At 40.6% G+C, this 11761-nt stretch carries 9 protein-coding genes; 2 read left to right on the forward strand and 7 right to left on the reverse strand.

Annotated elements, in window-relative coordinates:
* Positions 1-144: 144 nt before the first annotated feature.
* The 3 genes from VNZ46_RS20405 to cmk all read right to left on the reverse strand — a co-directional run bounded on the left by VNZ46_RS20405 (position 145) and on the right by cmk (position 5351).
* Complete coding sequence (locus VNZ46_RS20405) at positions 145-3321, reverse strand: efflux RND transporter permease subunit (RefSeq protein WP_325562065.1); 3177 nt, start codon at positions 3319-3321, stop codon at positions 145-147.
* A 48-nt stretch (positions 3322-3369) separates the two neighbouring features.
* The gene (locus tag VNZ46_RS20410; RefSeq protein ID WP_325562067.1) at positions 3370-4536 is read right to left on the reverse strand and encodes an efflux RND transporter periplasmic adaptor subunit; all 1167 of its coding nucleotides are present in this window, start codon (positions 4534-4536) and stop codon (positions 3370-3372) included.
* Positions 4537-4664: 128 nt separating this feature from the next.
* On the reverse strand, positions 4665-5351 hold the full coding sequence (cmk, locus tag VNZ46_RS20415) for a (d)CMP kinase (RefSeq protein ID WP_325562069.1): 687 nt from the start codon (positions 5349-5351) through the stop codon (positions 4665-4667).
* Positions 5352-5419: 68 nt separating this feature from the next.
* Between cmk and arfB the strand changes: the two genes are divergently transcribed.
* Positions 5420-5833 (forward strand): alternative ribosome rescue aminoacyl-tRNA hydrolase ArfB, encoded by a 414-nt coding sequence (gene arfB / locus VNZ46_RS20420; protein WP_325562071.1) that lies wholly within the window; start codon positions 5420-5422, stop codon positions 5831-5833.
* Between the two features lie 27 nt (positions 5834-5860).
* On the opposite strand, the gene VNZ46_RS20425 is transcribed toward arfB, so the two are convergent.
* Both VNZ46_RS20425 and lon read right to left on the reverse strand, forming a co-directional pair.
* On the reverse strand, positions 5861-6814 hold the full coding sequence (locus tag VNZ46_RS20425) for a lipid A deacylase LpxR family protein (protein ID WP_325562073.1): 954 nt from the start codon (positions 6812-6814) through the stop codon (positions 5861-5863).
* A gap of 60 nt (positions 6815-6874) precedes the next feature.
* Positions 6875-9349 carry an endopeptidase La gene (lon, locus tag VNZ46_RS20430; RefSeq protein ID WP_325562075.1) on the reverse strand — a complete coding sequence of 825 codons (2475 nt, stop codon included), beginning with the start codon at positions 9347-9349 and terminating at the stop codon, positions 6875-6877.
* A 271-nt stretch (positions 9350-9620) separates the two neighbouring features.
* Between lon and VNZ46_RS20435 the strand changes: the two genes are divergently transcribed.
* Positions 9621-10247: a tetratricopeptide repeat protein gene (locus VNZ46_RS20435; protein ID WP_325562077.1), complete on the forward strand. Its 627-nt coding sequence runs from the start codon at positions 9621-9623 to the stop codon at positions 10245-10247.
* Between the two features lie 76 nt (positions 10248-10323).
* On the opposite strand, the gene VNZ46_RS20440 is transcribed toward VNZ46_RS20435, so the two are convergent.
* Both VNZ46_RS20440 and gpmI read right to left on the reverse strand, forming a co-directional pair.
* Positions 10324-10848, reverse strand: coding sequence for a hypothetical protein (locus VNZ46_RS20440; RefSeq protein WP_325562079.1), 525 nt, complete (start codon positions 10846-10848; stop codon positions 10324-10326).
* A partial coding sequence (gpmI, locus tag VNZ46_RS20445) for a 2,3-bisphosphoglycerate-independent phosphoglycerate mutase (protein WP_325562081.1) occupies positions 10848-11761 on the reverse strand: 914 nt, incomplete at its 5' end. The genes VNZ46_RS20440 and gpmI, both read right to left, overlap by 1 nt.

An 11761-nucleotide genomic window follows, 5' to 3' on the forward strand; every position in this document is an offset into this window, starting at 1 on the left:
TCAGAATCTGCGACGCTACGATAGAGGTCCTTTGAATTGATTGCAGGGCGTTCGTATTTTTTTGTTACGCAGGCAGATAAGGTAAGAGCAAAGAATCCGGCAACGAAATAAAATTTATTATATCTAGTGTTCATGTTTTTAAAATTAATGTTCACGCATATCAGCTACCGGAAATTCAAGGTCCTGTTGTTCCTCTATAATATCATCATCAAAAGGTGATTTACTGCTTACCCTTTCCTGTAAACTCTGGAAAATAATAAAGAGCGCAGGAATAACGAAAATACCAAATAACGTACCAATAAGCATTCCTCCAACGGCACCTGTTCCAATAGATTTATTACCTGCAGCACCTACACCTGTAGAAAGCATAAGTGGGAGCAAACCAAGGATAAAAGCAAAAGAGGTCATCAGAATTGGGCGTAAGCGAGCCGTTGCACCTTCAATAGCAGAATTTACTATACTCATTCCTTTTCTGCGGCGGTCTACAGCAAACTCGACAATCAAAATGGCATTTTTTGCCAGTAGTCCTACCAGCATGATCAGGGTAATCTGCGTATAGATATTGTTGTCAATACCAAAGATTTTATCGAAGATAAATACACCAGCCAAACCAATAGGTAGAGAAATTAAAACGGCTAATGGCAGGATATAACTTTCATATTGAGCGCAAAGAAGGAAGTATACAAAAATCACACACAGTAAGAAAATAAATACGGTTTGGTTACCGCCGGCAACCTCTTCACGTGATAAACCGGAGAATTCGTAGCCATATCCGGCTGGTAAATGGATAGCGGCTTCTTCCTGTACAGCTTTTAAAGCATCACCAGAACTGAATCCAGGATTCGGGTTTCCAGTCACGGAGATAGAGGTGAACAGGTTGAAACGGGAAATGGCCTGAGGGCCGTATACCTTAGTTAGTGTGATAAACTCCGAAATCGGAGCCATTTTTCCGCTGGCATTTCTTACATAAATGCCATTTAAGCTTTGCTGGTTAGCCCGGTATTTCGCATCAGCCTGATACATCACCCGGTATTGCTTTCCAAACTTATTGAAGTTGGAGGCGTAAACACCACCATAGTATCCTTGCAATACACCCAGTACGTCACTTACACTCAATCCGGCTTGTTTTGCAACGGCAATATTGACATCCACCTGGTATTGCGGGAAATTCGGGTTAAAAGACGTTGCAGCGTACTGTACCTCTTTTCTTTTGTTCAATGCAGCAAGGAACTCATTTCCAATTGCATTAAATTTATTAATATCGCCACCTGTTTTATCCTGCAGCTGAAATTCAAAACCTCCACTGGTACCAAAACCCTGGATCGTAGGTGGAGCAAAGAAAATGATCTTAGCGCCTTTGATACCGGCCGTTTTCGCAAAAAGTTCAGCAATAATTGCTTTTACATCCCGTTGCCGTTCGTTCCATGGCTTTAACCTGGAAATAACCATTCCGTAAGAACTGCCCGTACCACTGATCAAACTCCTTCCAATAACCTTTAAAGAGTTTCTAACTTCTGGTATAGTATGTACAACGCTGTCGATTTTTGAGATCACTACATTGGTCTGTTCCTGGGAAGTGGCAGCTGGCAGAGAAATGTCAGAATAGATCGTTCCAAGATCCTCATTGGGTACAAATCCTTTTGGAGTTGTTTTCATGGTCCAGATCAGCACTACAGTAAACAAGGCAATACCTCCAACGGCCATCCATTTGTTTTTGGCCAGGAAGCTGACCGACTTTTTATATCGGCTGGTCATGCGGTCAAAGGAAGTATTAAAGGCAATATAGAACTTCTGAAGGAAATTCTTTTTCTTCTCATGCTCCTCTGCATGCGGTTTTAAAAACAGCGCACATAAAGCAGGGCTCAACGTCAAAGCGTTGATCGCAGAGAGAATAATCGCAATGGCCAGTGTTAATCCAAATTGTTTATAAAATACACCAGATGATCCCTGGATAAAACTCACCGGGATAAACACCGCTGCCATCACCAGTGTAATGGAAATGATCGCACCGGTAATATCATCCATCGCATCTATAGTTGCCTTTTTTGCGGATTTGTAACCGTGATCCAGCTTGGCGTGGACGGCTTCTACCACCACAATAGCGTCATCCACTACAATACCAATGGCCAGCACCAATGCAAACAGAGTTAATAAGTTGATGGTAAAACCAAATAAGCTCAGGAAAAAGAAAGTACCTATAATGGCTACGGGAACACTGATGGCCGGGATTAAAGTAGAACGGAAATCCTGAAGGAAAATAAATACAACCAGGAACACCAGAATAAAGGCTTCTATCAAAGTATGTAATACTTTTTCGATAGAGGCATCCAGAAAGTCGTTCACATTCACCAGTGGTGCGTAATGAACACCCTTAGGGAAGGATGCGGCTGCATCGTCCAGAACTTTTAAGGAGCCTTCAATAACATCCTTTGCATTCGACCCTGCGGTTTGGTTAATAGCAATACCTAATGCAGGTTTACCATCAAAGCTTACAGAACTTGCATAGCTTTGGGCACCGAGTTCAATTCTGGCCACATCTTTAAGACGCAATACCTGTCCGTTAGTACCTGTTCTGATTATAATGTCGCTGAATTGCTGTTCATTCTTTAAACGGCCTGAATATTTCAAAGTATACTGGAAAGACTGGTTTCCTTGTTCACCGAACTGGCCGGGTGCAGCCTCAATATTTTGTTCCGCTAAAGCCACGCTTACATCATTTGGAACCAGACCATAACTCGCCATTACATCGGGCTTAAGCCAGATCCGCATGGTGTAATCCATTAAACCAAAAGCGTTCGCATCACCAACACCATTGATCCTTTTGATTTGAGGAATCAGGTTGATGTTCGCATAGTTCTGTAAAAATTTCTGATCGTAAGAAGGATTATCACTGTACAGACCAAAGATCAGTACGTTACTGGCTTGTTTCTTAGCCGTAATTACCCCTGCCTTTGTTACTTCCGCAGGTAATAAGCTGGTTGCCCTGGATACCCTGTTCTGTACGTTTACAGCTGCAAGGTCAGGATTTGTACCCAGTTTAAAGTTTACGGTAATGGTGGCTGTACCATCATTACTGGAAGTAGAAGTCATGTAAGTCATGTCTTCCACACCATTAATTTGTTCCTCCAATGGTACAACAACGCTGTTCATCACAACGTCAGCATTGGCCCCTTGATAGGATGCAGATACCTGAACTGTTGGGGGAGCAATTTCGGGATATTGAGAAACCGGGATGGTAATCAGTCCCAGTATACCCAGGATGACAATGATGATCGAGATCACCGTTGACAATACGGGTTTTTCTATAAATTTCTTAAACATATTTTCTTTTTCAACCGGTTTGAAAACCGGATCACATCAGCAGGTTAATTATTTTTTAAGGTCGGCAAATACAACATCAGCACTCTGTTCTTCAGGCTTAATTTTTACGCCGTCTTTAAGAGATTGAAACCCTTCAAGTACTACTTTATCGCCTGCTTTAAGTCCTTTAGTCACTACATAGAAATTGTTTACCGTATTTTCCATAATTTCAATTTCAGTGTTTTTGACTTCGCCGCTACTGTTCAGCACATAGACGAATTTCTTGCCCTGCAGGTCCGTTGTTGATTTTTGAGGAATCAGAATGGCATTGTCCACGTGCTGAGGTATGCTCACCGAAGCACTTGCTCCGCTTTTTAACAATCTGACAGGATTGGAAAAGGTCGCTCTTAAGCTTGCAGAACCTGTACTGGTATTGATTTGACTATTAATTGATTCTATTTTCCCATTTTCAGCATAAGTCGTGCCGTCGGCCAGTACCAGAGATACTGCAGGAATATTCTTCATCTGCTCGTCCAGTGTTTTACCTTTATAATTTCTGGAAAAATCCAGCAACTGTTTCTCATTCATAGAGAAGTAGGCGAAAATTCTGGAAATGTTGGCTACAGTTGTCAATGGGTCTGCACTGGTACTGCTCACTAAACTTCCGGTTTTATAAGGTATACTTCCAATTACACCATCAACAGGGCTGGTAATATGCGTATAACCCAGGTTTACGTTTGCATTTACCAGTTCTGCTTTGGCTTGAGCCAATGCAGCTTTTTTAGTTTGAAGTGTCAGTTGTGCAGCATCCAGTTCATACTTACTGATGATGTCTTTGTCTACCAGAGGTTTTGTTTTGGTGACCTGAAGTTGTGCTGTATTGACATCAGCCTCAGCACTGCTGATGGCTGCTTTTGCTGTTCTTACCGCTTGTTCGTACTGAGGTGCATTAATAGTGAATAACAGTTGCCCCTTTTTCACTGCAGCACCTTCATCTACGTAGATCTTTTCAATAAAACCATCCACTTTTGGCCGGATATCAATATTTTGTATGCCTTCAAGCGTGGCAGGGTATTGAGTCTGGAGCGTGGCAGATTGTGTGTTTACTGTGAAAACGGGATAAGCCTGAACCTGATCAGTTTTGGCGGCATCCTTTTTCTGACCAGTGTTTCCACAAGAACTGATCATCAGTAAAGCGGGTAATAATAGGCAGATAGAGTGGACTGTTAACTTCATGTTAATATTAATTTTTTATGTCTTTATAAGTTAATGTCGACGAAAATATTAATACTAAAATACAGATTAAACATTAAATTGTAATGTTTAAGTTTCAGAGCCTTTTGTAACTAAAGCTTTGCAGAAAACTACGAAATAACAGGTGAAAATGGCTTGACTTTTTCTAAAGCAAAGTCAAGTTGCTCTTGCTGGGTGATGTCTGTATTGTCTAAAATAATAGCATCTTCTGCCCGGGTCAAAGGACTTTCTGCACGGGTGGTATCGGCATAATCCCGGTGAGCAATATTTTCGAAAACTTCTTCTAGCGTAGTGGTGGTATCTCCCTTGCTCTTCATTTCATTAAAACGTCTTTCTGCCCGAATTTTAGGGTCTGCAGTCATAAAAAGTTTTACCTGTGCGTCTTCAAACACCTTTGTGCCAATATCTCTGCCATCCATCACAATGTTTTTTGATTTTCCCATACGTTGCTGCTGTTTCACCATTTCTTTACGAACGAGTTTATTCGCGGAAACAGCACTTACATTCTCAGAAACAGGCATTAAACGGATTTCCTCAGAAACTTCTTCTCCGTTTAAAGTAATATGAGATTCATAGTCCCGGGAATGAAAATTCAATTCTATATGCTGAAGGGCATCTTTTACGGCTTCATCGTCGTTCATATTGACATGGTTTCTGATGAAATATAGGGTTACAGCACGGTACATGGCACCGCTGTCTATATATATGAAACCTAATTTTTTAGCCAGGGCCTTTGCCAGGGTACTTTTTCCGCAGGATGAATAGCCGTCAATGGCAATCACAAGGTTTTTTCTCATATGGCGCAAAGTTAATACTTTAGCCAATTTTTAAGGTTAAAATGCCTTTAAAATATTATTTTTACAAAATGTTACCTGTAAGAGAAGAGATTATGAAAATAGCCACCTTTAAAACTTCGAGAAGCGGAGGAAAGGGGGGACAAAACGTGAATAAAGTTTCCAGTAAAGTGGAATTGGTGATCAATATTGCTGAAGCACCTTTTTTTAATCCGGAAGAAAAGGCCTTGCTTTCAGAACGCCTTGGACATCGGATTGATCAGGAAGGGAACCTTCACGTGGTATCACAGGAAGACAGGAGTCAATTGTTAAATAAGGAAAAAACGATTGTTAAACTACTTCATTTACTGAAGTTGGCCCTGCATGTTGATAAGAAAAGAAAGCCTACCCGGATTCCCGGAGCGGTGGTGCGAAAACGCTTGGAAGACAAGCAAACACGCTCCTTTAAAAAAGCAAACCGAAAGAAGCCTCAATTAGATTATTGAGGCTTCTTTATTTATAACAGAAGAGGTTTAGTTAAATCTGTAGGCCATACCGATTGTTCCCCATTGATGAGCTCTTGCCGTACTCCTCACTTCCTTCGTTTTGAACAATACCCCAAAATCAAATGTAAATCGCTGTGAACTGAAATCTACACCTAATTGTTGCGCAAATACAATCGGTTTCGATCCAAATGTTACCGGGCTGTTGTTGTTAAATAAACTGCCCTGAATGGTCGCATCGTAAGCAATAAAGTTTAATTGTGGTTTGGCATAGAAGAATATTTCCTGTTTAACCAGTCCTTTGGTTTTTGCGTTATTTCCAATGACAGCATTGGTATAAGAAGAATTAAAAAGCTGGTTGAGGCTTCCTATCCTAAACAATATTCCCGCCCCGGCACCGCTAAAAGTTGTACCTGCATTCGCATAACCTTCAAAAGAAAAATCAGCAATAGGATCAGCAGTACGGTATAATAAGCGAGTGTATTGTGCAGAAAGATTAATAGCCATTTCATTTTTGATCTGATAGTCCCATCCTTCCGGTGTATAAAAACCAACGGTTCTGTGTAAAAGTTCCTGTCCTTTTTGTGCTAGCGAATTAGGACCGGTTGTACCAATCTGTACACTTGTCCTCAAAATGCTCTCGTTTTTGAAAAACCAATTCATCGCGCCTTCTATGTATAAATAACCTGCAAAAGGACGGTCTTGCAGTGTGGGATCCGGAGCATATCCCGAATACGGATTGAACATCTTTTGGCCGGCAGTAATTTCCCAGGTCTTTTTTTCCAGGTTTTCTTTTAATTTACCCTGGTCGAGTGCATGTTTAAAGTTCAGAAACAATCCATTGGTGTAGTAACGATCTGAACCTTGCCCCAGATAAGCATCATTGTCGCTTTTAAAGCCAAATTCATTTTTATAGGTCTGTGCATTCGCCATCTGAAAAGACAGTGCACAGAACAACACAATAAGGTATTTTAAAAATTTCATGGAAAGGAATTAAAAAAGCCCCGGACGATGGGTCCGGGGCCTTAAATATATCTAATTTTATTAATTAGTCGCTGCAGGCTTTATTTTAATTGTTAAATCCTGAGGATTTTTAACCTTATCTTTTGTCAGCGCCAGCTCTATAACTTCTTTCATTTCTGTTACATAATGGAAATTCAGGTCTTTGATATAGCTTTCTTTAATTTCCAGGATGTCTTTTTTATTTGATTTACATAAAATAATATCCTTGATATTTGCCCGTTTGGCAGCTAATATCTTCTCTTTGATCCCCCCAACAGGAAGAACTTTCCCCCTTAAGGTGATTTCTCCCGTCATGGCTAAATTTGATTTCACCTTACGTTGGGTAAATGCAGAAGTTAGAGCCGTGAGCATGGTGATACCAGCAGAAGGGCCATCTTTAGGTGTTGCTCCGGCAGGTACGTGTACATGGATGTCAAACTGGTCAAACAATTCGTAAGCAATACCAAATAAACCAGCGTGAGCACGCAGGTAAGCCAGGGCAATTACCGCAGATTCTTTCATCACTTCTCCAAGGTTCCCTGTAAGTGTCAACTTGCCTTTTCCAGGGCTAAGACTTGCCTCTATAAAAAGAATATCACCGCCAACAGATGTCCAGGCCAATCCGGTTACTACGCCAGCAACTTCGTTGCCCTCATATAAGTCTTTGTCATAGATCGGGGCACCAAGAATGCGTTCTACATCATCATTGGTCAATACTGGTTCATACGTTTCTTCCATGGCAATTTTTGTTGCCACACCTCTTACCAGCGAGCCAATCTTTTTCTCCAGACCGCGTACACCAGATTCTCTGGTATAATCTTCAATAACTTTCTCAATTAAACCAGATTTTAGGGTAATATCCTTCGATTTTATACCATGGATCTCTTTCTGCTTAGGCAGTAAATATTTTTTTGCAATTTCTATTTTCTCTTCAATTGTGTAGCCGTTAACTTCAATAATCTCCATACGGTCTAGCAGTGCCGGCTGTATAGTGCTCAAAGAGTTGGCTGTAGCAATAAACAAAACATTAGACAAATCATAATCTGTTTCTACGTAATGATCATTAAATGCACTGTTTTGTTCAGGATCCAGCACCTCCAATAGAGCAGAAGAAGGATCTCCCCTGAAGTCAGACCCTACTTTATCAATTTCATCCAGGACAAATACAGGATTAGCCGCACCAGCTTTTTTGATGGATTGAATAATACGTCCAGGCATAGCTCCAATATATGTTTTTCTATGTCCGCGGATTTCAGCTTCGTCTCTGATACCACCTAGTGCCATCCTTACATATTTACGGTTTAAGGCCTTCGCGATAGATTTGCCCAGGGAGGTTTTACCAACACCCGGGGGGCCAACCAAACAGATGATCGGAGCCTTCATGTCCCGTTTCAGTTTCAGTACGGCAAGGTATTCAATGATCCGTTGTTTTACCTTCTCCAGTCCAAAATGATCTTTGTCCAGCACACGCTGTGCACGCTTCAGGTCAAAATTGTCTTTGGTGAATTCATTCCATGGAAGGTCAAGCAAAAGTTCAAGGTAATTGATCTGAATCGAATAATCCGGAGCTGCCGGGTTCATCCGACCTAATTTTTCCAGTTCTTTGTTGAAGTGGTCCCGGACATGAATCTCCCATTTTTTCTTCTTTGCACGAACTTCCAGTGCTTCATATTCCACATCAGAAGAATTGCCTCCAAGTTCTTCCTGGATAGTTTTTAATTGCTGATTTAAGAAGTAATCCCTTTGTTGTTTGTCCAGATCCGTGCGAACCTTAGACTGGATCTGATTCTTCAGTTCCAGCATCTGCAGTTCAAGTGTAAGCAGTTCCATGACCATTTCTGCTCTGTCACGCTGACTGGACATTTCCAGCATCTTCTGTTTATCTGCCACGTCAGCATTCATATTGGAAGAGATGAAATTGATCAGAAAAGAAGTACTTTCAATATTTTTTAACGCAATGCCAGCTTCACTTGGAATATTTGGTGACAGTTGTATAATCTGCGAAGACATTTCTCTAATAGAAGCCACCAGTGCTTTAAACTCTTTATCCGACTTATGCTTGGCCTCCTCAAATTTTTCAATGGTTACTTTAATATACGGCTCAGACTGTACTTCTGAGATTCGCCTGAAACGTTGCTTGCCCTGTATAATTACGGTAGTGTTGCCATCAGGCATTTGAAGCATTTTGATGATATGGGCCACTGTCCCTACACTGTTCAGCTGATCGAAAGTTGGGTCCTCAATCGAGACATCCCTCTGTGATACAACACCTATAATCTTGTTACCCTTATAGGCTTCCTTGATTAGCTTTATCGATTTATCTCTGCCAACCGTGATCGGAATCACCACGCCGGGGAAAAGGACCGTATTGCGCAGTGGCAAAATGGCCAGGATTTCTGGTGTTTCTTCGTTATTCATTTCGTCTTCGTCCTGCTGAGACATCAGCGGAAAGAATTCTGTATCTTCATTTATGATGGGAAGCGCATTGCCAAAATCAAACTGATCTTTTATACTCATTAAAAAAGCCTTTCTTAAAATAATAAACGACAATCTGACAGCATGTCGTCGCGGAAATATTAATTATGTGTTGAATCCTATATTTTCAACTCTTGTGCCAAAGCAAAGGTAAGGGGTTTATCATGCTAAAAAGGCAGTGTGTAAAAATTATTTCACAGCCAATCATATTTTGACTTATTCAGCGTTAAAGAAATTAATATTTGCAAATGGTACAATAGTTGTCTAAAGTTTACCTTTGATTTTTATATCTTTATTTTTTAATTAAAATTTAATGAATTACCTAAAACAAGCGATCTTCCTTTTAATTGTTTTTTCTACAGCAACGTCTATGGCCCAAACTGGCGGCTATGATAAGTTAGGTATGCAGGCCATGATGAAGGGTGATTTTAAAGGTGCGGTGAGCCAGCTGGAAAAAGCGGATGTAAAAAACCCAAATAATGCGGAGGTACTGAAAATGCTGGGGTATTCGTACTTTCAATGCGGAGATTTTGAAAATGCAATATCCACCTATACCAGGCTTATTGCATTGAAGCCATCAGAGTACTCTGCCTATTATTATAGGGGAAAAGCCAGACAGAATATTGCCAATGATCCTAAAGAATCCTTAAACCAGATGCGCGATAATTTCTATGTTTCGGCAATTAAAGATTTTACGAAGGCTATTGAAATTAGTGGGGAAGAAAATGCACAATTGTTGCAAAATAGGGGCATTGCCTATAAGGACTATGCCATCTTCAAATCTTACAAGGTGAAAAAAGCTACTGAAAAAACCGCATGTATTGCTTTGTTCAATAATGCAACTTCTGATTTTCAGAAGATTTTAATTATACAGCCACAAAGAAAGGACATTTTGTCTTTAGTGGATTATGTAAAAGCCCAGATAACCAGTCTTAAATAAGAAAAAGAATTCAAAAGCAAAAGGACGGCATTTTTACAAATACCGTCCTTTTGCTTTTTGTTATCTGTTGTCTAACCTAGAACTTTCCGATAATCTTGTAAGCCTTCGCATTCAGTAATTTAATGTGTTGTGTTTTGCTGATCTGGTATAGGCTATCTGGATAGTATACTAACGTATCGACTGAGTTATAAAGATAATTAGCCGTATTTTGCAAGATTTTAATGCCAGTAACCTTATCACCTGCTCTATACACCAGAACCTGCTTTACAGGAATCTTATCTTCTGTAGTTACATACAATTCCTCGATCTTTGTTTTTGTTACTTTAAAAACACCTTTCCAGGCTGATTTGTTAATGTCAGCATCAGAAAAGACAGAAAACTCCCTGTTCCAGTCAGCAATGCTCACCTTTTTCTTCTCTTCAGCGCCATTGACCACAACAGTTTTTTCAACAAGAGGCTTCGCTTTATTTAAGCGAACCGCCTCTTGTTGAAAATAATGCTGAATATCAAAATACTTATCTTCTGCATGAGGGTTTGGGGCAGATGGATGACAAGCTGCAAGAATCCCTAAGGAGGAAAGTAAAAACAGATGCTTCTTCATTAGATCAGGCAATTTCCAGTCATGATCTCTGGTTTAGGAATTCCCATTAATTTTAAGATTGTTGGAGCAACATCGCCAAGTTTTCCATCTGCAATAGAGGTATAATCATTATCTACCAGAATGCAGGGTACCAGATTGGTGGTATGAGCGGTATTTACCGAGCCATCCTGATTGATCATAAATTCTGAATTCCCGTGATCGGCCAGGATGATAAAGGAATAGCCTTTTTCCAATCCCTTGGTCACTACGGCTTCTGCACAACGGTCAGCAGTTTCTACAGCTTTAACTACAGCATCAAATACACCGGTATGGCCAACCATGTCAGGGTTTGCAAAGTTCAGGCAAATGAAATCGGCCCAGCCCGTTTCCAATTCTGTTACAATGGCGTCAGTAATGCCCTGTGCACTCATTTCCGGTTGCAGGTCATAGGTGGCAACTTTGGGTGACGGGATCATTATGCGTTTTTCATTCTCGAAAACCTGCTCTCTGCCTCCCGAAAAGAAGAAGGTTACATGTGGATATTTTTCTGTTTCCGCGATTCTTATTTGATTTTTGTGGTGTTTTTCCAGAACCTCCCCCAATGTTTCACGCAGGTCATCTTTGGTGAAGATCACCTTAACGTTTATGAAATTCTCATCATAAGTTGTCATTGTCACATAATACAACGGTAGTTTATGCATGTTGAATTCGGCATAATCCTGCTGGCATAGGGCAGAGGTGATCTCACGTCCACGATCTGTTCTGTAATTGAAACAGATCACTACATCATCCGGCTGTATTGTTGCCGTAGGAGACCCGTCTGCTTTTGTAACCACAATAGGTTTTACAAATTCGTCTGTTACGCCGTCTGCATAGGATTGCTCAAGTGCCCCAGCTGCATTTTGTGTAGCTTTGCCAACACCCTTTGTTAGCA

Origin of the sequence: Pedobacter sp. (assembly GCF_035566355.1) — a bacterium.
GTDB lineage: Bacteria > Bacteroidota > Bacteroidia > Sphingobacteriales > Sphingobacteriaceae > Pedobacter.

Excerpts from the sequence above, each read along its gene's own strand:
- VNZ46_RS20405 (WP_325562065.1), bottom strand. The coding sequence starts at position 3,321 with ATGTTTAAGAAATTTATAGAAAAACCCGTATTGTCAACGGTGATCTCG.
- VNZ46_RS20410 (WP_325562067.1), bottom strand. The coding sequence starts at position 4,536 with ATGAAGTTAACAGTCCACTCTATCTGCCTATTATTACCCGCTTTACTG.
- cmk (WP_325562069.1), bottom strand. The coding sequence starts at position 5,351 with ATGAGAAAAAACCTTGTGATTGCCATTGACGGCTATTCATCCTGCGGA.
- arfB (WP_325562071.1), top strand. The coding sequence starts at position 5,420 with ATGTTACCTGTAAGAGAAGAGATTATGAAAATAGCCACCTTTAAAACT.
- VNZ46_RS20425 (WP_325562073.1), bottom strand. The coding sequence starts at position 6,814 with ATGAAATTTTTAAAATACCTTATTGTGTTGTTCTGTGCACTGTCTTTT.
- lon (WP_325562075.1), bottom strand. The coding sequence starts at position 9,349 with ATGAGTATAAAAGATCAGTTTGATTTTGGCAATGCGCTTCCCATCATA.
- VNZ46_RS20435 (WP_325562077.1), top strand. The coding sequence starts at position 9,621 with ATGAATTACCTAAAACAAGCGATCTTCCTTTTAATTGTTTTTTCTACA.
- VNZ46_RS20440 (WP_325562079.1), bottom strand. The coding sequence starts at position 10,848 with ATGAAGAAGCATCTGTTTTTACTTTCCTCCTTAGGGATTCTTGCAGCT.